Source organism: Zobellella maritima (assembly GCF_003075035.1).
Lineage (GTDB): Bacteria > Pseudomonadota > Gammaproteobacteria > Enterobacterales > Aeromonadaceae > Oceanimonas > Oceanimonas maritima.
The window spans coordinates 672,641-695,138 of the sequence record NZ_QCZE01000001.1; the positions used below are offsets into that span (position 1 = coordinate 672,641).

A 22,498-nucleotide genomic window follows, 5' to 3' on the forward strand; every position below is an offset into this window, starting at 1 on the left:
GCATTTGGCGACTCAATTTCAGCATCGTTTGGTTGGTACCGTTATTCTGTTTGCCCTGGGGGTGATCTTCCTGCCCGACCTGTTGGATGGGAAGAAACAGCTGGTCCAGGATGAGGCGGTCACCATTCCCCTGCGTCCTGAGCTGGACCCGCCACAACCCGTGATTAGTCAGCCTCTGCCGATTGCTTCGGCAGGGGTGGCTCCGCAGGTTGAGCCGGCTCAGCGCGAGCCCGATCCGGTCGAGCCGGTGCCTGAAGTCTGGGCCCTGGAACAGCCGCAGGAGGCGCCTCCGGCCGCCAAGTCTCAGCCGGTGGTGCAGGCCGCACCCAAGCCGGCCCCGCCCGAGGTTGAATCCAAGCCCCAACCGGCACCCAAACCGGCCCCGACCAAGGTTGAACCCAAACCCCAGCCGGCACCGGTCAAGACTGAACCCAAACCTCAGCCGGTACCGGTTCCCAAACCTGCTCCGGTGATCAAGCCGGCCCCCATTATCCGTCCTGCGCCGGTTGCGCAACCGGCAGCCCAGCCGCAGCAGGGCAGCTTTGTGGTACAGCTGGGGGCATTCCGTAATGCTGGAAATGTGAACGATCTGGTCAAGAAATTGCAGGCGGCGGGATATCGTGCCCAGACTTCACCGGCGGTGCCCCAGCAGGGGGTGTTGAACCGGGTGTGGGTTGGCCCTGACTCCCGGGCCCGGCTCGAGCAACAGCTGGCGCCCCTGGAGCGGCTGACCGGCCTGAAGGGGCGGATACAGAGCTATCCCTGACAGTTAAAGCAACAAACCATTAGGGTAAGGAGGCCACTCGCGACAGCGGGTGGCCTCTTTTATTGCTGATCGATTAGTAAAATAACGGTTGCTGAGCTCAGTCTCAAAATGGAGCGCTATTGGTATCCGTAATTTAGATGCACTTGACCGGTTTGGGCAGGCCGGCCAGCTTGGTGGCCTGCTTGGCCGGGCCCTTGGGAAACAGTCGGTACAGGTAACGGCTGTTGCCCTTTTCTTCCCCCAGCTCCTTGGCCATCGCTTTGACCAGGGCGCGGATGGCGGGCGAGGTGTTGTACTTCAGATAGAATTCCCGCACAAAATTGATGACTTCCCAATGTTCCGCGGTGAGGGTGATACCTTCTGCCGCTGCAAGGGACTCAGCCAATGCAGGCTGCCAATCCTGCACCTGCTTCAGGTAACCCTGGGCGTCGGTTTCTATCTGACGGCCGTTAAATTCCAACATATTGACTCCTGCTACTGTTGCGGACCGATCTTACCTGTCGCCGTGGTGTGCGGCAACGACCCCTGTTGCTGAAAGCCCCGGGACAGCAAGTAGAGATCATTGACCAGCTGGGTAATATTGCCCAGTAATTGCTGGGTCAGGATTTCCCATTCGTCGTCGGTGGCATCGGGGGTTTGGAGCAGGGGCGTGAAGGCCGCCAGCTCCCGGCCGTTACGCAATGCCTGTGCCGCGGCCTGGAGGCGCTCGACCAGCACCTGTGCGTCCTGCAGCACATCGGCATGCTTGCGGTGGGAGCCCAGGGTCGACAGGTAGGACAGCAGGGTATGGTTGCGGTAGGCGATGTCGAAACACAGGTTGAGCCAGTGCCTGGGTACCGGTTCGACCCGTATATTCTGCCAGGTCAGGGCTAGCTGGTTGTCGGCCTGATGCGCGCGCTTACGGGCAATGCGATAATTCAGCTGTTCATTGCGGCCATGGGCGAACTGATCGATGATGGCGGCCAGATAGTCGGCATTGGCATCCATGGCATCGGCCATCAGGCGGGGCAGGTAACGTTGCTGCCAGTCGGGCCAGATAAACCAGACCGCAATAAAGGCCAGCAGACAGCCGGCCAGGGTGTCGAGCAAACGGGGTAAAAACACCTGTTCCTCGCTGCCTGCCAGCAGGCTGAAGGCCAGCAGTACAAACAGGGTCATAAAGCAGACGGCCCAGCTGTAATGAGTCCTGACCTGGGTAAAGAAGACGAAGATGCTCAGCAGCATGATAATAAGCTGCGCGCCCACAGAGGGGAAAAAAGTCAGCAGCGGCATGGCCACCAGGATGCCGCCCAAGGTACCCAGGGTGCGCTGTACCAGCCGCTGGCGGGTGGCGCTGAAACTGGGCTGGCAGACAAAGAGGATGGTCAGCAGTATCCAGTAGCCCTGCTCCAGCCCCAGGGAGGTGATCAGACCGTAGCCGAGGGCAAAGCACAGGCTGATCCTGACACTGTGACGAAACAGTATGGCATTGGGGTGTAGTAGTGTCTTCAACCGGTCCCAGAATGGGGGCTGCTCGGGCCGGGCCAGCTCGATAGCATCGCTGCTGTAATCCAGCACCGCCGGGTGATGGGGCTGGGTGAGTCGCTCGGCACGTAATAGAGCCTGGTGCAGGTGGCGCATATTGCGGGCAAGAAACTTCATCGGGCTCAGCAGGGAGCGGGGATAATGACGCTGCAGGTGACTGTAGGCCAGCTGATCGCCGAGGGCACTCAGCACCCAGGCGAGCCGTTTGTCATGCCGATAACGGCTGTGGGTCAGAATTGCGTAGCCCAGCCGGTAACAGGCTTCGCCCAGTTCGCACTGGGCGGTCTGATAGCCGGCCACCACCTGACTCTGCTCCAGTTCGACTTTCAGCTGCTGATAGGAGTAATGGCTGGATGTTGCTCGCTCGTGCATATCCATGACCAGCAGATACAGGGCCAGCAGGCGGCTCAGTTCTTCGTCCTGGGGCTCGCTCCCCTGCAGGCGCCGGTTAAGCATTTGTTTGGTGTTATCCAGGGCGGTCACCAGCTGGATATTGAGCTGGGCCAGCTGATGGCGCAACTGCTGGTGCTCCTGTTCAGGGGCATCGAAGAAGCGGGCCTTCTCCAGCAGGTAGCGGGACAGGGCAAAGTAGCACTGGGCCAGCTGCTCGTGTACCTGCTTGTAGGGCCAGGCGAGGAGCACCAGCCAGGAAATGAGGCCATACCAGACGGCGCCGGCGGTCAGTAACAGCGGCTGGTACCAGAAATGGGGGCTGTGCAGATGGCCCTGCATGGCATAGAGAGACACCAGCAGGGTACCGAAGCCCAGGGCCCGGGCCGAGGCACCGGCGGCGCCTATCAGGATGAGCATAAAGGTGCCGGCTATCAGCAGGGGGCCGAAAATAAGGGGTTGGTCGATGAACAGGTTGACAAGGATGGTGGCGATAAAAAAACTGCCGAGGCTGACCAGCAAATGGCGGAAGCGGCCCCAGGGGGCCTGGTCTACCTCACTCAGGGCGGCGGCCATGGCCCCCAGGGCCAGGGTGACGGCAATCTGGATTTCGTCCGCCAGCCAGCCGAAGAACAACAGGCAGGATAACGCCAGCAGGACCTTGAGGGCGAAGAAGAAATGGCTGTCGGTAAAGAGTCGTCTTAACCAGGGTAGCAGGCTGGACATCATGGGCTCGTATAGGCATGCAGAGCAAGGATAATAACGCAAGGCGGGGGGCTGGCACGACGGTTAATTCGGCCTTTTATCTGCATGGGACTGGTGTCACCAGCCGCCTTTGTTCACAATAGGCTTAACCTTTGATATTGGGTAACTCCGATGAAAATCAAACCCTTGCCACCTTTGAATAGCCTGGTGGCCTTCGAGGCGGCGGCCCGGCATCTCAGTTTTACCCTGGCGGCCAGCGAACTCAATGTGACCCAGGGCGCGATCAGCCGGCAGATCCGCCAGCTCGAGGAATACTTGGGCAAGCCGATGTTTGTGCGGGCTAGCCGCAGTATCAACCTGACCCCGACCGGGATGCAGTATTACCAGACCATCTACCGGGCGCTGATGGACATGGCCCAGGCCACCGGGGAAATCAAGAAATGGCAGGGAGAACAGCAGGTAACGGTGGCGACCACCAATGCCATGGCCGCCCTCTGGTTGCTGCCCAAGGTCGCCAGCTTTCAGCAGCAACACGATGAAGTGGATCTGCGCATCCTGGCCTCGGACCAACTCACGGATCTGCGCCGGCTGGATTGTGATATCGCGCTGTTTTACTGTCGGCTCCCACCGGACGAAATGCAGGTCACCAGCCTGTTTCCGGAAGAGGTGTTTCCGGTGTGCAGTCCGGCCTACCTGGAGCGTGTCCAGGGCTGGAGCACGCCGGAGGAGCTGTTTGGCAAGACGCTGCTCTATCTGGATGAGTCCCAGCGGGACTGGGTCAGCTGGCAGGAATGGTTCGAACAGGTGGGCCTGCCCCCGGCCAGCCCCCGTAACCGGGTCAACATCAACAATTACCCCATGTTGCTGCAGGCGGCCATCAATGGTCAGGGTATCGCCCTGGCCTGGGGCTCGCTGGTGGATGAATACCTGGAAAACGGCGCCCTGGTGCGGCCGGTGGACACGGTACTGCGCACCCCGGCCAGTTTCTGCATGCTCGAGCCCTTGAACCGGGGCGTGGTGCCGAGCAGCGTCAAGCTGTTCCGCCATTGGCTGCTGGAGCAGCTGCCCAGCGAAGTGGGGGAGAAAGGGCTGACCTGAGTTATTTGTTTTTTCATAAAGCAAAAGGCCGGGGAATTCCCCGGCCTTTTATTCTTTTATATTGATACAGCTTACTTGCCGAGCAGGGGTGCCTTCGTCCAGTCGGATTGCTGCGACTCGGCCTCTGCCAACGGCTTGACCGGGCCATCCAGCTTGGTCGGCTCCGGACGCACATGGTCCGGAAGCATGGCCCAGGGCTTGGGCTCCCGACGAATGCTGTGGAACAGGGTCAGGCTCATCACCGCGATAAAGATGGCGATGGGGAAGCCGGCGATAATGGAGGCGGTCTGCATCGCCTTGAGGCCACCGGCATAGAGCAGCACACCCGCGATCAGCGCTATCATTATGCCCCACAGCACCCGGATCGAGGTCGGGGGTTCGCTGGCACCGGCGGCATCCAGGGTACAGAGCACCAGGGTGCCGGAGTCTGCCGAGGTAATAAAGTAGGTACCCAGCAGCAGGCAGGCCAGCACGCTCAGCAGCTTGCCCATGGTCCCCGTGTCCAGGTTATCGAACAGGGTGAACAATGCCTGGGTGGTATCGGCCTTGGTCGCCGCCAGTATAGGACCGCCGGCGAACTCGGCCTGTGGCGCTTGACCGGATTCGGCCAACACCACGGCCTGCTGCTCATAGGCGACCCGTGAATCCTGCTCGACCTTGAGCGCGGCGCCGCCGAATACCGACATCCACAGGAAGGTGATCAGGGTAGGCACTATCAGGGCGCCGCCGATCAGCTCACGGATGGTGCGTCCCTTGGAGATGCGCGCCACAAACATGCCCACAAAGGGGGCCCAGGTCATCCACCAGGGCCAGTAGTAGGCGGTCCACCAGTTCTGCCAGCCGGAATCGTTCTGGGTATCGCTCCAGAAGCTCATGCCCACTATATTCTGGGCATAGCTGCCGGTGCTCTCCAGCAGGGTATTGAGGATATAGCGAGTCGGACCGACGTAGAGCACGATCATCACCAGCACCAGAGACAGCAGCATATTCCATTCGGACAGGCGGCGAATGCCCTTGCCGACGCCGGACAACACCGAGGCCACGGCACAGGTACAGAGGATCACGATGATCAGCAACTGCACGCCCAGGCTGATGCTGGTACCGAATACCTGGTTCAGACCGCTGTTGATCTGGATAACCCCCATTCCCAGGGTCTGGGAGATGCCGAAGGCGGTCACCGCCACGGTGAGGATATCCACCACATGGCCGATCGGGCCATAGATGCGGTCGCCAATCAGCGGATACAGGATTGAACGCAGGGTAAAGGGCAGATCCTTGCGATAGGAAAAGTAGGCCAGCGCCAGGGCGACGATGATAAATACCGACCAGGGGTGCAGGCCCCAGTGGAAGAAGGCCAGCTGCATGGCGGTGGCGGCGGATTCGTTGGATAACCCAGGACTAAAGGGGTTATCGGCATAATGCCACATGGGCTCGGCCACCGACCAGAAGATCAGTCCGATGCCCATGCCGCCGGAGAATAGCATGGAGATCCAGGACAGGTAGCTGAATTCGGGCTTTTCATTATCCTTGCCCAGGCGGATATGGCCGAAGCGGCTGATCATCAGGTACAACAAAAAGCCGACCACCAGGCTAACCAGTCCCAGGTAAAACCACTTCATATTCTGCAGCAGTACGCCGGATATGGCTTCAAAATATTGCCCGGCCTGATTGGCCAGGATGGCACAAAACAATACAAAACCGATGACCAGCACCTTGGATGCGATGGTCACGGTCGGATTCAATCCTTTTAGAATCCCGGATGTTGCACGCATAACTCCTCCCTCTGCGTTGCACGCATATATGGTTAATTACTTGTTAACGTCGGGGAGAGTAGGGATATGCGGGATCTGGCTCAACTGATTTTTTCTCATCCACGAGTGAACCCTGGTAATGCATGGATCGCAGAACCAGTCGTTAGCTTCACAAGGATACAGCCGAGACCTGGGCGATGGATGACAAAAGCTCATCGATACCCGGCCAAAAAGTCGTTTGTTTGTTACCCCGCTGTTAACGAGAATGCTCCCCATCGGCACCCCGCGTGCCCGTTGCCAACATCAGCGCAGGGAGCACTGCGTCACAGTGGGAGAAATAACAATGAGCAATGTCAATCAGACCATTATTCCAGTCCGGCAGCTCGAGCAGATCGACAGTGTGTTAAACCCGATCACCGAAGCCAACGGCATGCCCAACGAGTGTTATACCAGCCCGGAATATTTCGCCTTTGAGCGAGATCAAGTTTTGGGTAAAACCTGGACCTGTGTCGGCTTTGCGTCCGATCTGGTCAAGAACGGCTATGTCAAACCGGTCAGCTTTATGGATCTTCCGCTGCTGATGATGCGCAACAAGGACGGGGAAGTGCAGGTATTCCACAATGTCTGCAGCCACCGGGGGATGCAACTGGTCCACGAAGCCGGCGAAGTACAGGGCATGATCCGCTGCCCCTATCATTCCTGGACCTATGATCTGAACGGCAATCTCAAGGGCACCCCCCATGTGGGCGGCATCGCCAAGCACAAGGATGACCGCTTCAACTGTGAAAAGCATGGCCTCAAGGCGTTGCGTTCCGCGGTATGGATGGACATGGTGTTCGTCAACCTGTCCGGAGATGCGGCTCCCTTCGAAGAGCATATCGCGCCCCTGGAAGCCCGCTGGAAAGAGTTCCTGGGCGAAGATGGCCTGAGCCTGCTGCGCCGGGCCAACATGGGTGGTCACCTGGAAATTGAAGTTGCCAGCAACTGGAAGCTGACCGTAGAAAACTACTGCGAAGCCTACCACCTGCCCTGGGTGCACCCGGCTCTGAACACCTATTCCAAGCTGGAAGATCACTACAACATCATGTTCGAGGATCGCTTCGCCGGACAGGGTAGTTACAAATACAACCTGTCCGACACCGCCGGTACCCACCTGCCCAAGTTCCCGAGCTGGCCGGAAGACAAGCTGCGTCATGCGGAATATATTGCCCTGTTCCCCAATGTGCTGCTGGGCATCCAGGCGGATCATGCCTTCGCCATGATGATCGATCCGATCCATGCGGAAAAGACCATCGAAAACCTGCGGCTCTACTATGTGAGCGATGAAGCAACCAAAGACGAATACGCTGCCTGCCGTACCGCTACCCTGGAATCCTGGCGTGTGGTGTTCGGTGAAGACATCGGTGCCGTGGAAGGCATGCAGAAAGGCCGTCACTCCCCCGGATTCGGTGGTGGTGTCTTCTCCCCCGAAATGGATCTGCCGACCCACTTCTTCCAGAAGTGGCTGGCGAATCAGGTTAAAGCAGCACTGGAGGCCTAATCAATGCAGCATTATCAGAACTATATCGATGGTCAGTGGCGGGATGCATCCCGCCAAATCACGGTCATGAACCCGGGCACCGGTGAAGCATACGCCACCATCGCCCAGGCCGGCATCGAGGACGCGGATCTGGCGATGGCCGCGGCCCGTCGTTGTGTGGACAGCGGCGCCCTTAGCGATGTCCGCCCGGCCCAGCGCACCAGCTGGCTGCTAAAGGCCGCCGATGCGATCCGCGCCATCGCGGACGAGGGCGGCCTGGTCGGTTGTCGGGAAAACGGCAAGAGCCTGAACGATGCCCGGGACGAGTTTATCGAGGCGGCCCGCTATTTTGAATACTACGCGGGCATGGCCGACAAGATTGAAGGTATCTCGGTGCCGCTTGGCAAGGGTTATGTGGACTTCACCCAGTATGTGCCGTTCGGCGTGTCGGTGCAGATTGTGCCCTGGAACTTTCCGGTGTCCATCTGTGCCCGCTCCCTGGCTCCGGCCCTGGCGGCCGGCAATGCGGTGGTGATCAAGTCTCCGGAAATTTCCCCGTTGGCCATGACTCTGCTGGTCAAGGCCATCGAGCAGGCCGGCTTCCCCCAGGGGGCGGTCAACCTGCTGTGTGGCAAGGGCTCGGAGGTGGGCAGCCACCTGGTCAAGCACCAAGACACCAACCAGATCGTATTTACCGGTTCGGTACCGACCGGCCAGCGCATCCTCAGGGATGCGGCCGAGCGGGCCACCCCGTCGGTGATGGAGCTGGGCGGCAAGTCTGCGGCCATCGCCCTCAAGGACGTGAACCTGGATACCCTGCTGGCTAGCGTGAAAGTCGGCATCTTCTTCAATGCCGGCCAGGTGTGCTCGGCCATGTCTCGCCTGCTGGTTGCGCGTGACCGCTATGACGAAGTGAAGGCGGCCGTGGTCGCCCTGGCCGAAGGCCTGACCATTGGTCAGGGCGAAGGCAACCCGGATCTGACCCCTGTGGTCTCCAAGGATCAGCAACAGCGGGTGCTGGAGATGATCGAGCAGGCCCGGGCCGAGGGCGCCAAGATCCTGACCGGCGGCGTGGATCCGGAGCTGTCCGGCTACTTTGTGGCGCCGACCGTGATCGAAGCGACCCCCGAGATGACCATTGCCCGGGAAGAAGTATTCGGCCCCGTACTGGTGATCATGCCCTTCGACAGCGAAGACGACGCCATCGAACTGGCCAACGGCACCGATTTCGGCCTGGTGGCCGGGGTGTTTGGCGAAGGCCTGAGCCAGACCCTGCGCGTGGCCAACCGACTGCGCGGCGGCCAGGTGTTCATCAACGAATGGTTTGCCGGTGGCATCGAAACGCCGTTTGGCGGCGTGGGCCTGTCGGGCTTTGGTCGCGAGAAGGGACAGGAAGCGATTTACAGCTATGTCCAGACTCGCAATATCGGTATCCGTCTGAGTAACCGTTGATATCGTCAGGATATTGACGAACACATGAGCCGGGGATGGCTTGTCGCTAAGCCGACCCTCTGCGCCAGGGATGGCGCAGCGGAGCCCTCAGGGATGAGTTCATGGCGAGTCGGCGTGAGGCTGACCGTCCCCGGTTTGCGACGGTAGACAGATTGAAAGACCGGCTTATGTCGGTATCAGCAGTAAACAGGGTAGTGGGGAGAAACAAGATGAAAAAGTGGTTATGCATCATCTGCGGACTGATCTATGACGAGGCCAAGGGCTGGCCCGCCGACGGCATTGCCCCGGGCACCGCCTGGGAAGACGTGCCGGATGACTGGGTGTGCCCCGACTGCCTGGTAGGCAAGGCCGACTTCGAGATGATGGAGATCACCGACGAAGAGCCGGCCCCGCTGGCGGCGGTCGCCGAGGTCAGCACTCCGGAGGTCGAATCAGCCCCCGAGCCGGTGGTGATCATCGGTACCGGTCATGGCGGTTATCAGCTGGCGGCGGCGTTGCGCGCCCAGTCACCGGATCTGCCCATTACCCTGTTTACTGCCGACGACGGCGCCCTGTACAGCAAGCCGGCATTGTCCAACGCCCTGGCCCTGGGCAAGGACGGCGACAGCCTGGTCAGCGAAACCGCGCTGGCCTGGGAGCAGCGGCTCAAGGTGCGGGTCTATCCCCATACCCGGGTTGAGCATATCGACCGGGAAAACAAGCTGCTGCATACCAACATCGGCAGCTACCCTTATGGCCGACTGGTTTTGGCGACCGGGGCATCGCCCATCGTGATCCCGGTCGAGGGCGAACAAGGGGCAATGATCAGCGTCAATGACCTGCTCGACTACCGCCGCTTCCGCCACCAGCTGGCCGGTAAAAAGCACGTGACTATCCTGGGTGATGGCCTGATCGGCTGCGAATTTGCCAATGATCTGGCGGCCCAGGGTATAGCGGTGACTGTGGTTGGCCTGGGACAATGGCCGATGGAGCGATTGATCCCGCAACCCCTGGGGCAGGCATTGCAGCGGGCCCTGACCGGCCTGGGCACCGACTGGGCCCTGCAGGACAGCATCAGCCGGATAGACCGCCAGGGTGAGGGCTATCGCCTGCAGCTGCAGAGCGGCCGCACGCTGGATACCGACCTGGTACTGAGCGCGGTGGGCTTGAGGCCCAATGCCGGCCTGGCTCAGGCTGCCGGCCTCGAGACTGGTCGTGGTATCCGTGTGGATGCCCGCCATCAGACTTCGGATCCGCATATCTTCGCCCTGGGCGACTGTGCCGAGGTGGAAGGCCAGTGGGCGCCCTATATCGCGCCCATTAACCAGGCCATTCCGGCGCTGGTCAAGAGTCTGCTGGGTAATATCACGGCGGCAGCCCTGAAAGCCACGCCGGTATTGGTCAAGACCCCGGTGCTGCCCTTGTCGGTGTTACCGGCGGCGGGCGAGGGTGAATGGCGCACCGAGGTTCATGGCACCGAGCTGGCGGCGGGTTTTTATAATGCAGAGGGTGAATTGAAAGGCTTTGCCCTGCTTGGCAGCCAGCTTCAGGGGCAGAGAAGTGCCTGGTTGGCCCGGCTCGACTTGCAACAGAACGCAGCTTAAGGAACCGAACAATGACAGCCTTACCCTTGGATGATAACAGCTGCGGTTGGTATCAGGCCCTGCCTGTTCCCACCTCCGCCCGGGTGTTGAGCGGCGAGCACAATGCCGATTATGTGGTACTCGGCGCCGGCTTCGCCGGCCTGGGCGCGGCCCGGCGCCTGGCCGAGCACAAGCCCAATGCCCGTATCCTGCTGGTGGATGCCCAGCGGGTGGCTTACGGTGCCTCGGGACGCAACTCGGGCTTTGTTATCGACCTGCCCCATAAATTTGCCCTGGAGCATCCGGATCCGGCCCACAAGCAGAAGCTGCTGGGCCTGAACCGGGCCGCGATCGCCCAGTTACAGGGGCTGGTGGATAAACACGGTATCGACTGCCAGTGGTCTCATGCGGGTAAGTATCAGGGTGCCGTCGGTGAGCGGGGGGAAGCCTACCTCGATCATTTCGAACACCTGATGAAAGATCTGGGCGAACCCTACCGTCGGGTCGAAAAAAGCGAGCTGACCGGGGTGCTGGGTAGCGAATATTACAGCCGGGCCATCTATACCCCCGGCTGCTACCTGATGCAGCCCGCTGCCCTGGTGCGCGGCATGGCCGAGCACCTGCCGGACAACGTCGAACTGCTGGAGCAATCGCCCATCCGCACCCTGAGCCGGGAAGGCGGCATGTGGCGGCTGCAGGGGGACACGGGCACTATACGTACCCCTCAGCTGTTGCTGGGCACCAGCATCTTCACTCGCGAGTTCGGCTATCTGAAGAACCGGCTGTTGCCGGTGATGACCTTCGCCAGCTGGACCCGTCAGTTGACCGATGACGAACTGGCCCGTTACGGCGGCCAGCTGGACTGGGGCCTGACCCCTGCGGACCATGCGGGCACCACGGTGCGCATGACCGCCGACCGCCGGCTGCTGATCCGCAACACCTATAAACATGTGCCCAGATATGGCGCCAATGTTGATGAGGGCGTGCGCAACAAGATCCGGGCCGATCATCGTCGTGCCTTTGTCGCCCGCTACCCGGAGCTGGCTCAGGTGCCCTTTACCCATACCTGGGGCGGGGTCTATGCCATCTCCCGCAACTTTACCAACTTCTTCGGGCAGCTGGAGGACGGTGTCTATGCCAGTGCCTGTGATAACGGGGTCGGGGCCGCCTGGGGCACCATCTCCGGCACCCTACTGGCCGATCTGGCGGTGGGGGCCGATTCCCGGCAGCTGCAGGATATTCAGCAGGTCACCGGCATGCCCAGTCTGAATCCACCCGAGCCCTTTCTGGGACTGGGGGTAAAGAGCCGTATCATGCTGGCCAAATGGCAAAGTCGGAGTGAAATATGAGTGAAGTAAGATTAATCGACAGCAAGGACCTGGATTTCACGGTACGTGGTGGCCCCCCCGGGGCCGCCTATGTGGCCCGGGCACTGAGCCCCGAGGTGTCACCGAATATCGGGGTCGGCTTCGCCCGCTGGGAAGGGGCCGAAGTCGCCTGGACCCTGCTTTACGACGAGGTGGTCTTCGTTATCGAAGGCTGTTTCGAGTTGACCGCCAACGGCAAGAAACATGAAGTTCGGCCGGGCCAGATGCTGTGGATCCCGGAAGGGACCGAGCTGGTCTACGGCGGACATGCCCTCTTTGGATATGTGGTTCATCCGGGAAACTGGAAGGAGCTGCATGGCCTGAGCTGACTGTATCCAGTCCAACAGCAGTACTTTTGCCGGCCTTGTGCCGGCTTTTTTTGGGGGGCATCGCACTTACCCGGAATGGTGTTTTATACCATCCCAGTAAAGCTCAGATCATCTTTGGTCAGGGTTACAGAGGCAACACAGCCGTCTCCCACGACACGCCATGAACCGTCCATGGGGGCTCGGCAATGCCATCCGTGGCATTGCACGGTCGTGGGAGGCGGTCCCTATTGCCTTTTCTTGAACACCGCGTTGCCTGAAGACGGCGTCAACAGATAGCTCTGCTGCATCAAGAAGGACAAAGAGATCTGCTCCAGCGACCATCACATGACAGGCCCAACAACTGCTCCTGCCATGTTGGCATTCCCGTCATCCATGGCGGTCAGATGTCATGTGCTGAGCGTCACATGGATGGGCTTGATGCGGGTCGATGGAGCAGACGCTTTGTCCGATATTAATACAGGGATGAAATAGATCGATTGTTTACTGGGATGGGAATTATCTTCAAGCAGAAGTCGTCCTTGTCCCACTAGCTTGAAGCCATTCACCGGGCTCCTGGTCACAGCAGTCCGGCGGGTGCCACGCTTTGTTGGGAATACCGACGAGCCATAACCAAAAGACAGCTCGGGCCTGTGGTTAGCGAAACGGAGCAAGCTCATCCTGAATAAAGCAAGGAAGGCTGGCGGGCATATGCAGTAACCGATAAAAAAGCCCCTTGCGGGGCTTTGCTTTGGGATTGCCTGCCGGTGATTAATCCCGGCTGAAGCCCAGCAGTTGCAGCAGGCTCAGGAAGATATTGAAGATGGACACATAGAGGGTGATGGTGGCGGAAATATAGTTGCGCTCGCCGCCATGGATGATGGCACTGGTCTGCATCAGGATGGCGCCGGATGAAAACAGGATGAACATGGCGCTCATCGCCAGGCTCAGGGCCGGCAGCTGCAGGAACAGATTGGCGATGAAGGCGACAATGATCACCACGAAGCCGGCCATCATCATGCCGCCCAGGAAAGACATGTCCTTCTTGGTGGTCAGCACATAGGCGGACAGTGACAGGAAGGTGAGTGCGGTTCCCGCCAACGCCAGCATCACGGTCTCAGTACCAGAACTGGTGCTCAGATACAGGTTGAGGATGGGACCTATGGTGTAACCGGTAAAGGCGGTAAAGGCGAAGATAAACAACAAGCCCAGACCACTGTTTTTATTTTTTTCGGTCAGGAACATCAGGCCGTAAAAACCCACCAGGGTAATGATCAGGCCCGGATGAGGCAGGGCCAGCATGGCACTGACACCGGCGGACAACGAGGCTACCACCAGGGTCATGCCCAGCAGCATATAGGTATTGCGCAATACCTTGTTGGTTGACTGTACCGCCGTTTGGGTACGCGATAAGGTGTTGAATTGCATGTTGTTGACTCCCGTTTGCCAGGTTGAAGGTCAAGAGGACGTACTGATTATGACTCATTTGGTCATATTATGGCGGCAATGTCGAGTCATCGCAGGTAAATTTACCGCTTGGGTCCTGCCTCATGGTGAGCGGTGAAGGGGGAAACGAGGTGAACCGGCTTCCTGCCGACAGGGCCATGGCCGGAGTATTTCCGGCCATGGCACAGCAGTTCGATCTGGCTGCTTGCGGTTGTTGCTTTCAGCTTAACGCTGGAAAGGATACACGGAGCCCAGTTGCAGGATGCGGGTCAGCTCGTCGAGGGCGGTGCGGGATTCCTGCAGCAGCGCCGGATCGCGCAGATCACTCAGGGTCAGCCGATCCCGGTAGTGCTGATCGACCCACTGGTTGAGGCGGGCAAACAGGGTCTCGTTCATCAGGCAGGCCTGGTTGGTGGCGGCGTGTTCAACATCGGTCATCGCCACCCGCAGCCGCAGACAGGCGGGGCCACCGCCATTACGCATGCTTTGCTTGACGTCCATGAAGTGCACTTCCCGGATCGGGTTGTCGAGCTCGGTCAGTTTGTTCAGGTAGGCGTTGACGCTCGGGGTGTCACGGCACTCTGTGGGCGCGATAATCGCCATATGGCCGGGTTTGAGGGTCACTATCTGGGTGTTAAACAGGTAGCTTTTCACCGCGTCCTGCAGCGGTACATCGGCTGTCGGCACTTCGATAAAGTGCAATTCGGTACCGGGCAGTTTGGTGCGAATTTCGGCCAGGGCCTGCTCGGTATGCAGGAAGGCCTGCTGATGATAGAAGAGCACATTCTGGTTGCCGACCGCGATCACGTCATTGTGGAATACACCCTGATCGATCACCTCTGGGTTTTGCTGAATGAAGATGGCGGTGCTGTCGCTCAGGCCATGCAGGCGAGCCACGGCGCGGGAGGCTTCCAGTGTCTGCCGGGCCGGATAACGCTTGGGGGCGGGAGCCTGCAGATCGAAGGCGCTGCGGCCGTAAACGAACAACTCGACCCCGGCCTGGCCATATTCGGCACACAGGCGGGTGTGGTTGGCTGCACCTTCGTCACCGAAGTATTCATTGGTCGGCAGCGCCGCATGGTGTTTGAAATGGCGCTCATCGGCAAATACCCGGCTGAGGATGCGACCGGTCACTTCATGTTCGATGGAACGGTGAAATTTGTTGGTCAGGTTGGCCGGTGTGAAGTGTACCCGGCCATCCTCGGTGTCGGCACTGGGCGAAACGGTGGCCGCATTGGCGGTCCACATGCTCGAGGCCGAGCAGCAGGCCGCCAGCAGCACAGGGTCTTCCCGGAAGGCTTTTTCCAGGATCTGGGCGTCGCTACCGGTAAAGCCCAGGCGCTTGAGGGTGTCGATATCCGGCCTTTCCTGGGGGGCGAGCACGCCCTGGATCAAGCCCAGCTCGCTCAGTGCCTTCATTTTTTTCAGGCCCTGTTTTGCCGCTTCTTTCGGATTGGACGCATCCTGGGCATTGGACTGAGAGGCAACGTTGCCGTAAGACAGGCCTGCATAGTTGTGAGTGGGGCCAACCAGGCCATCAAAATTAGCTTCGAACTGAACCATTATATTGTCCTTTAAAATGGTGGAAATGTCTGCAAATATTCTGCTTGGGGACATTATATGTGGTTTTATTTGGCGGGTGTAACCCGTTTTTAACAACAGATTTCACCACAAAAATAAGAATGCATAAAAAGCGGTCGAACAGGCACCTTGATAAAAAAAGCAGTTGATTCCTGCTGGTATGAGGGTGTTAATAAATAAATATAAATTCATGCAATTTTTTTCCGGTTTGGTACAGGCAAGTTTGCGTTTTGCGGTTTTTTCACTTATACAGCCGTCAATACCTCGCCACCGGTTACCCCGGACAGGGGCCAGACTTAAAGGAACAACACGCGCTTTATGAGTAAATCTCTGGTAATTGTCGAATCGCCAGCCAAGGCTAAGACCATCAACAAATATCTGGGCAAGGACTTCATCGTCAAATCCAGTGTCGGCCATGTGCGGGATCTGCCCACCTCGGGCTCAGCCTCTGCCGGCAAGAAAGGCAATGGTCGCAGTGCCGTCGACACCAAGCATCTGAGTGCGGAAGAAAAAGCGAGGCTGAAGAAGCAAAAGGAGCAGCAGGCGCTGGTTGCCCGTATGGGGGTGGATCCGGAGCATGGCTGGAAGGCCGATTACCAGGTGTTGCCCGGTAAAGAAAAAGTGGTGTCCGAGTTGCAATCCCTGGCGGAAAAAGCCGACACCGTTTACCTGGCAACGGATTTGGACAGGGAAGGGGAAGCCATAGCCTGGCATCTGAAAGAACTGATCGGGGGGGACGATGCCCGTTTTAAACGGGTGGTATTCAACGAAATTACCAAGTCGGCGATTCAGGAGGCCTTTAGTCACCCGTCCGAACTGAACCTGAACCGGGTCAATGCCCAGCAGGCCCGTCGCTTCCTCGACCGGGTGGTGGGCTACATGGTCTCGCCCCTGCTGTGGAAAAAGGTGGCTCGAGGCCTGTCCGGCGGCCGGGTACAGTCTGTGGCTGTGCGCCTGCTCGTCGAAAAGGAACGGGAAATTAAGGCATTCGTTCCGGAAGAATACTGGGATGTGCAGGCCGAGCTCAGCAATGAGCAAAGGTTGGCGCTGACCATGATGGTGGCCAAATATCAGGGGCGGGAGTTCAAACCCACCAATGAAGCCGATACCATGGCGGCGGTGGCTGCGCTGAAAGCGGGTAGCTTCAAGGTGGCGTCCCGCGAAGACAAGCCGACCCAGAGCAAGCCGCCCGCGCCCTTTATTACCTCGACCCTGCAGCAGGCAGCCAGCACCCGGCTCAGCTTTGGCGTTAAACGCACCATGATGCTGGCCCAACGGTTGTATGAGGCCGGTTACATTACCTATATGCGTACCGACTCTACCAACCTGAGCCAGGAAGCGGTCGAGGGCGTGCGGGAGTATATCCAGGAGCAGTACGGACAGGACTTTTTGCCCGAGTCGGCCAATCAGTACGGGGCCAAGGCCAACGCCCAGGAAGCCCACGAGGCGATACGCCCCTCGGATGTGCAGCTGAAGGCCGAGCAGCTCGATGGCATGGAGGCGGATGCCAAACGGCTCTATGACCTGATCTGGCGGCAATTTGTCGCCTGTCAGATGGTGCCGGCCCAGTACGACAGCAGTACCATCATCGTCCAGTCCGGGGATTATGAGCTGAAGGCCCGTGGCCGCATCCTGCGTTTTGCGGGCTGGACCAAGGTGTTGAGCCCCCAGGGACGCAAAGGGGACGATACCGAGTTGCCGGCCGTACAGCAGGGAGAAACGCTGACCCTCAATCGGCTGGATCCCAAACAGCATTTCACCAAGCCACCGGCGCGCTTTACCGAAGCGGCCCTGGTGCGTGAGCTGGAGAAGCGGGGCATAGGCCGGCCCTCGACCTATGCTTCCATCATTTCCACCATCCAGGACAGGGGGTACGTCAAGGTTGAAAGCCGTCGCTTCTATGCGGAAAAGATGGGGGAAATCGTCGCCGATCGCCTGCAGGAAAGCTTTGCGGAACTGATGAACTATGACTTTACCGCCCAGATGGAAGGCAAGCTCGACGAAATTGCCGGCGGTACCCTCAACTGGACCCAGGTGCTGGATGCTTTCTATGCGGAGTTCAGCGAGGAGCTGGAGCGGGCCGAACTGCCGGCGGAAGAGGGGGGTATGCGTGCCAACCAGATGGTGCTGACCGATATCGAGTGTCCGACCTGTGGTCGGCAGATGGGCATCCGCACCGCTACCACCGGCGTGTTTCTGGGCTGTTCCGGCTATGCCCTGCCGCCCAAGGAACGCTGCAAGCAGACCATCAACCTGGTGCCCGGTGATGATTTTGTACTGGCCAACGACGACGAGGCCGAGACCGACGCCCTGCGGGCCAAGCATCGCTGCGGCAAATGCGGCACTGCCATGGATGCCTATCTGATCGATGACAAGCGCAAGCTGCATGTCTGTGGTCAGAACCCGGATTGTGATGGCTATGAGCTGGAGCAGGGCCAATTCAAGCTCAAAGGCTATGAGGGTCCGGTAATCGACTGTGATCGCTGTGGCGCCGAGATGCAGCTCAAAAATGGCCGTTTCGGAAAATATATGGCCTGCACCAACGAGGCCTGTGGCAATACCCGTAAAATCCTGAAGAGCGGTGAAGTTGCCCCACCCAAGGAAGATCCGGTGCACCTGCCCGAGCTGCCCTGCAGCCAGTCCGATGCCTACTTTGTATTGCGTGACGGTGCCGCCGGCCTGTTCCTGGCTGCCAGCAACTTTCCCAAGTCACGGGAAACCCGCGCACCGCTGGTGGAAGAGCTGATTCGTTTCAAGGATCGGCTGCCGCAGAAATTCCTGTATTTGACGGAAGCGCCGGTGGCCGACCCGGACGGCAACAAGGCGGTGGTGCGTTTTAGCCGCAAAAACAAGGAACAATATGTGATGACCGAGGTCAATAAAAAGGCAACCGGCTGGACGGCACATTATGCGGAAGGCCAGTGGAAGGTTAGCCAGAAGGGCAAGACCAAGAAGGCTTGAAGCCCTCTCCGGCTGGACCAGGAAGGCCTTGGCAACGGCCAGATAACCACCTGGATGCCCGCTGAGCCCATGGTATGGCGGGCAGAAAATAGGTAATGGGTTCCGAATGCAGACTCGCCGTAGGCTGAAGCCCACTGTTTGCTTGTCGGCGCCTGCCATTGGTCACGGTTTTTTACGGTGTTCGAATGGTGGCTACAGAAAAAACAGGGATGTTGTTAAATGCAGCGGGTAATGGCTGAGGGAGAGAGAATATGGATATTCATGAGGTTAGGCCGGGAATGATCTGTCGTACGTCAGATGGCTCGGGTTATGTATTGGAAGTAGATATTATCAATCAGTTGGTACTGCTTCAGAGAGAGGATGAAACCATCCCCTTTCAGGTACATGTCAGTGATTTACTGGAAGAAACCGACTGACACCAGCACGGGTACGGTTGATGGCTTCATTGTCGCCCTGCCGGGGACCTGTCCCGACAGGGCGAGCTCAGTGTGAGCAGACCTACCCACAGGCCCACAGTGTGTTGCGCCTGCTGCCTTGATCGTGCCCGGTTGGAAAGGTCATGCGCGGTAACGGGACGTCCCTAGTGTTCCATCAGCATCAGCATGGCCATCAGATCCGGCTGCCATTGGTATTTGCGCATATCCAGCCGATTTCCCTTTATCAATACGCCTTCGGCCAACAGCCGTTGGCGTTGCTCGTGCCAGCCCTCGCTGCCTTCCGGCAGGCTGAGTCGGCCGGCCGCCGACACCACCCTGTGCCAGGGCAGGTTTCCGGTATCTTCCGTCTTTAGTATGCGACCCACCAGGCGGGCACGGCCCGGAAGTCCGGCGAGATCCGCCAGCTGACCGTAGCTGACCACCAGGCCCCTGGGGATCAGGGGTAGCAGCTGTAATACACGCAGGCTGGGTGACACCGGTAATGTCTCGTTCATGCAGGTAGCGTTCTCATTCATTGTCCAAGGGCGACTCCCTCCCGGCGGGGGTCGGCACTGGCGGTCAAACCGGCAGGTGTGATCATGATAGCGTGTGTCCCTGAATTCAGCTCGGTTAATTGCGTGTCGAAGCCCAGTTGCTTCATCGCCGGGAGCAGGGCCTGCCCCAGGGAACCTTGTTCAATTTCCAGCGATCCTCCCCGATGCAAAATATGGGGCTGGTGGATGGCTTCCTGTATATCCATGCCCCAATCGAGCACATTGATCAGGCTCTGCAGCACATAACCGATAATGCGGCTGCCACCGGGGGAACCGATGATCAGCAAGGGCTGATTGTTATACAGCACTATGGTCGGGGCCATGGAAGAGCGGGGCCGCTTGCCCGGCGCCACCCGGTTGGCCACCGGCCTGCCGTCCTGTTCGGGGACGAAGGAAAAGTCGGTCAGCTCGTTGTTCAGTAAAAACCCTTGCACCATCAGGCGGGAGCCAAAACCGCTTTCTATGGTACTGGTCATGGACAGGGCATTGCCGGCGGCGTCACGGATGCTGATATGGCTGGTGGAGGGGAATTCAATTGACTGATCCGGTGATGGCCGGCGGTCGAGGGGAGGGGGTAGGCCGGGCTGGACATCGGTGAGTGCGGTGTCGGTTAGTTTCAGCAGGCGGGCACGACCGGCCAGATACTCGGGATCCAGCAGGCCGGCGACCGGCACCGGCACAAAATCGCTGTCGGCCAGGTACAGGCCCCTATCCGCAAAGGCCAGGCGTGAGGCATCGGCGATCAGCCGCCAGCTTTCCGGGGTAGTGGGCCCCAGGGTGGCGAGTTCGAAATGAGACAGGATACCCAGTATCTGCCCCAGGGTCACGGCGCCCGAGCTGGGCGGCCCCATGCCGCAAATTTGATACTGTCGGTAGGGAGCGCATACGGCAGGGCGCTCCTTGACCCGGTAGTTGGCAAAGTCGGCCAGGGCGAGGGTTCCCGGACGCGCGGCATTGCGGACCTTGTCGACAATGGCCCTGGGGGTATCTCCCCGATAGAAGGCCGATGGACCTTCGATACTGATGCGGGTGAGGATGGCGGCCAGTGCCGGATTGGTTTTCTGCTCCCCGGGTTGGAGTGGCCGGCCATCGTCATGAAAGAAATAGGCCCTGGCCTCCGGGTCCCGGGACAGGTATTCCCTGTCGCCTTCGATTAACCGGGACAGCCGGGGAGACACCTCGAACCCCCTGAGTGCTAGTTCGATGGCGGGCATAAAGAGTTGCCGCCAGGGCAGGGTGCCGAAGCGTTGATGGGCTTCCCACAGCAGCCGGACAGTGCCAGGGGTGCCGACCGAACGACCTCCGACCACGGCATCGAAAAAGCTTAGGGGTTGGCCGTGCTCGTTGAGAAACAAGTCCGGCCCGGCCGCGAGCGGGGCGTTTTCCCGCCCGTCCAGGGTGGTCAGCTGTTGTTGCTCGGCATGCCAATGTACCAGGAAGGCACCGCCACCTATGCCTGATGATTGGGGCTCAACCAGGGTCAGCACGGCCTGTACCGCTATCATGGCATCGACGGCGCTGCCACCGTCCGCCAGTATGGCCAGCCCGGCACGGCTGGCATAGGGATTGGCCGAGACCACCATGCTGGTTTTGGCCCGGACCAGGGGGTTGGCCTTGTAGCCGGTGGCCGCCTCCGGGGCTATATCATCGTTATCGGCCAGTGGATAACCGCTGAACAGCAGGGCACATATAACAAGCCAGGCGCGAAGCAACATGGCGATTTCCCGATTCGATATGATTGCCAAAGCTTAGTCAGGCCTCGGTTTTTTTCCAGAGTCCGGGGCTACCTACCGGGATTGTTGCCAAAATGCCCATCTCGTCGAAAAATAAAACAATCAAATCCGTAATCGTAAAAATGGCTTGTAATGTGAGGCAAGGCCCCTATAATCCTCATCCGTCGACAGGGAGCTGCTCCCGTGTTGATATCAGCAGCACCTAATTGACGTTACCGAGGGTTACGATTTGTAATCTAAAGTAAATGTTAAATTGTGTGCAGGAATAGCTCAGCTGATGAGTTTAACCTTGCTGAAGTCATTGAGGGTTGCGACTCGCGGCCTCAAGTAAAAGTTATATTGTGTGCGGGAATAGCTCAGCTGGTAGAGCACAACCTTGCCAAGGTTGGGGTCGCGAGTTCGAATCTCGTTTCCCGCTCCAAATTCGGTTCTGCGGCGCGTTAGCAAAGCGGTTATGCAGCGGATTGCAAATCCGTTTAGTCCGGTTCGACTCCGGAACGCGCCTCCATCTCTTCCTTTATTGACGCTTTATCTCCCCCCTTTGATATCCGGCCAGTCCTGCGCCATAAAGAAATACCAATTTCCTTTCGGGCCAAGATAGCAATGACCACTGCTCTGCACATCGCTCGGACTATGACCGGTTAACCAGCTTAGTTTATGCTGCGCCCGATAATCATCGGCCGGTGGTTGATAGCCCCATACCCCCCTTTCTCCTTCGGGACACAACAGCCGACGGCAATGATGTGGGTAATAGAGTCGACCCTTGAGGATAAGCCGGTGATGTTCGGGCAGGGTACCCTGCTGTTTTAACCTGCCGGCAATGGTGGGTTTTTGGCTGAGCGGCAGCTGTTGCTGGCTCATGTGCTCCAGCTTATGTTGTAGCCTGTCACGGGTATTTGTGCCCAGGGCATGACCGAATTGTTCATCTGGATCTGTTATCAGGTAAAATTTGACCGCCATTTCCCAATGCTCAAAACGGTTCAGCCGGTTGTCCCACAGGATAAAATCGAAGGCGCCCAGGGTGATCCCCTGCTCTATCTGCTGCCAGTTATGGGCAACCAGCTGAAAGCGGGGAGAGTCGAGCAGATAAAAGTGCCACAGGGATTCAAAATACTGCCCCAGGCGACGGTGGGCCTGGGTGTGGCTGATCAGTAATTCAGGGCGTCGGTCAAGTTGATACAGGCGTGGCTCATATTCTTCGAGCAGTTCTTTATACCATTGATTTTCAGGCATAAAAGGATAACCGCCGAGTAGGTTGGGGCTACCAAGCGCCCAGGCCAGATCCCTGACGACGGGTGTTTGCAGGTGGGTTAACACTTCTGACAGCAGGGTACTCATCAAGGTCACCTTTTGTTTTACAATATCGTT

The 22,498-nt window shown here is 58.8% G+C and carries 17 protein-coding genes and 2 tRNA genes; 11 read left to right on the forward strand and 8 right to left on the reverse strand.

Annotation, left to right across the window (positions count from 1 at the left end; translation table 11 throughout):
* Window positions 1–4: 4 nt before the first annotated feature.
* The gene (gene dedD / locus DCS96_RS03045) at window positions 5–766 is read left to right on the forward strand and encodes a cell division protein DedD (RefSeq protein WP_116472875.1); all 762 of its coding nucleotides are present in this window, start codon (window positions 5–7) and stop codon (window positions 764–766) included.
* A 133-nt stretch (window positions 767–899) separates the two neighbouring features.
* Here the strand turns inward: dedD and DCS96_RS03050 are convergent, their stop codons facing one another.
* Both DCS96_RS03050 and yccS read right to left on the reverse strand, forming a co-directional pair.
* Window positions 900–1,229, reverse strand: coding sequence for a TusE/DsrC/DsvC family sulfur relay protein (locus DCS96_RS03050; protein WP_116472876.1), 330 nt, complete (start codon window positions 1,227–1,229; stop codon window positions 900–902).
* 11 nt (window positions 1,230–1,240) lie between these two features.
* A complete protein-coding gene (yccS, locus tag DCS96_RS03055; RefSeq protein ID WP_116472877.1) occupies window positions 1,241–3,406 on the reverse strand; it encodes a YccS family putative transporter in 2,166 nt (721 codons plus the stop codon).
* Between the two features lie 150 nt (window positions 3,407–3,556).
* On the opposite strand from yccS, the gene gcvA reads away from it, so the two are divergent.
* Entirely contained in the window at window positions 3,557–4,483 is a 927-nt protein-coding gene (gene gcvA, locus DCS96_RS03060) for a transcriptional regulator GcvA (RefSeq protein WP_116472878.1), read from the forward strand.
* Between the two features lie 71 nt (window positions 4,484–4,554).
* Here the strand turns inward: gcvA and DCS96_RS03065 are convergent, their stop codons facing one another.
* Window positions 4,555–6,255 (reverse strand): BCCT family transporter, encoded by a 1,701-nt coding sequence (locus DCS96_RS03065; protein WP_116472879.1) that lies wholly within the window; start codon window positions 6,253–6,255, stop codon window positions 4,555–4,557.
* Between the two features lie 322 nt (window positions 6,256–6,577).
* On the opposite strand from DCS96_RS03065, the gene DCS96_RS03070 reads away from it, so the two are divergent.
* The 5 genes from DCS96_RS03070 to DCS96_RS03090 all read left to right on the forward strand — a co-directional run bounded on the left by DCS96_RS03070 (window position 6,578) and on the right by DCS96_RS03090 (window position 12,463).
* Window positions 6,578–7,774, forward strand: coding sequence for an aromatic ring-hydroxylating oxygenase subunit alpha (locus DCS96_RS03070; RefSeq protein ID WP_116472880.1), 1,197 nt, complete (start codon window positions 6,578–6,580; stop codon window positions 7,772–7,774).
* 3 nt (window positions 7,775–7,777) lie between these two features.
* On the forward strand, window positions 7,778–9,205 hold the full coding sequence (locus tag DCS96_RS03075) for an aldehyde dehydrogenase family protein (protein ID WP_116472881.1): 1,428 nt from the start codon (window positions 7,778–7,780) through the stop codon (window positions 9,203–9,205).
* Window positions 9,206–9,414: 209 nt separating this feature from the next.
* Entirely contained in the window at window positions 9,415–10,788 is a 1,374-nt protein-coding gene (locus DCS96_RS03080) for an FAD-dependent oxidoreductase (protein ID WP_116472882.1), read from the forward strand.
* An 11-nt stretch (window positions 10,789–10,799) separates the two neighbouring features.
* A complete protein-coding gene (locus DCS96_RS03085) occupies window positions 10,800–12,116 on the forward strand; it encodes an NAD(P)/FAD-dependent oxidoreductase (protein ID WP_116472883.1) in 1,317 nt (438 codons plus the stop codon).
* A complete protein-coding gene (locus tag DCS96_RS03090; protein ID WP_116472884.1) occupies window positions 12,113–12,463 on the forward strand; it encodes a cupin domain-containing protein in 351 nt (116 codons plus the stop codon). The genes DCS96_RS03085 and DCS96_RS03090 overlap by 4 nt, the downstream gene beginning before the upstream one ends.
* 747 nt (window positions 12,464–13,210) lie before the next feature.
* Here the strand turns inward: DCS96_RS03090 and DCS96_RS03095 are convergent.
* Together DCS96_RS03095 and astB are read right to left on the reverse strand one after the other, a co-directional pair.
* Window positions 13,211–13,867, reverse strand: a complete 657-nt coding sequence (locus DCS96_RS03095; RefSeq protein WP_116472885.1) for a Bax inhibitor-1/YccA family protein — start codon at window positions 13,865–13,867, stop codon at window positions 13,211–13,213.
* A 243-nt stretch (window positions 13,868–14,110) separates the two neighbouring features.
* The gene (gene astB / locus DCS96_RS03100) at window positions 14,111–15,448 is read right to left on the reverse strand and encodes an N-succinylarginine dihydrolase (RefSeq protein ID WP_116472886.1); all 1,338 of its coding nucleotides are present in this window, start codon (window positions 15,446–15,448) and stop codon (window positions 14,111–14,113) included.
* Window positions 15,449–15,784: 336 nt separating this feature from the next.
* Between astB and topA the strand changes: the two genes are divergently transcribed.
* On the forward strand, window positions 15,785–18,427 hold the full coding sequence (gene topA / locus DCS96_RS03105) for a type I DNA topoisomerase (RefSeq protein WP_116472887.1): 2,643 nt from the start codon (window positions 15,785–15,787) through the stop codon (window positions 18,425–18,427).
* A gap of 251 nt (window positions 18,428–18,678) precedes the next feature.
* Window positions 18,679–18,843: a hypothetical protein gene (locus tag DCS96_RS18670; protein WP_198649906.1), complete on the forward strand. Its 165-nt coding sequence runs from the start codon at window positions 18,679–18,681 to the stop codon at window positions 18,841–18,843.
* 164 nt (window positions 18,844–19,007) lie between these two features.
* Here DCS96_RS18670 and DCS96_RS03110 read toward each other — a convergent pair whose 3' ends face one another.
* Window positions 19,008–19,379 (reverse strand): MGMT family protein, encoded by a 372-nt coding sequence (locus DCS96_RS03110; RefSeq protein ID WP_232818170.1) that lies wholly within the window; start codon window positions 19,377–19,379, stop codon window positions 19,008–19,010.
* On the reverse strand, window positions 19,376–21,112 hold the full coding sequence (ggt, locus tag DCS96_RS03115) for a gamma-glutamyltransferase (RefSeq protein ID WP_116472888.1): 1,737 nt from the start codon (window positions 21,110–21,112) through the stop codon (window positions 19,376–19,378). The genes DCS96_RS03110 and ggt overlap by 4 nt, the downstream gene beginning before the upstream one ends.
* 363 nt (window positions 21,113–21,475) lie before the next feature.
* Here ggt and DCS96_RS03120 point away from each other — a divergent pair.
* Both DCS96_RS03120 and DCS96_RS03125 read left to right on the forward strand, forming a co-directional pair.
* Window positions 21,476–21,551 (forward strand) — tRNA-Gly (locus DCS96_RS03120).
* 13 nt (window positions 21,552–21,564) lie between these two features.
* Window positions 21,565–21,638: transfer RNA gene (locus DCS96_RS03125), tRNA-Cys, on the forward strand.
* A 20-nt stretch (window positions 21,639–21,658) separates the two neighbouring features.
* On the opposite strand, the gene DCS96_RS03130 is transcribed toward DCS96_RS03125, so the two are convergent.
* Entirely contained in the window at window positions 21,659–22,468 is an 810-nt protein-coding gene (locus tag DCS96_RS03130) for a DUF1853 family protein (RefSeq protein ID WP_116472889.1), read from the reverse strand.
* Window positions 22,469–22,498 lie beyond the last annotated feature (30 nt).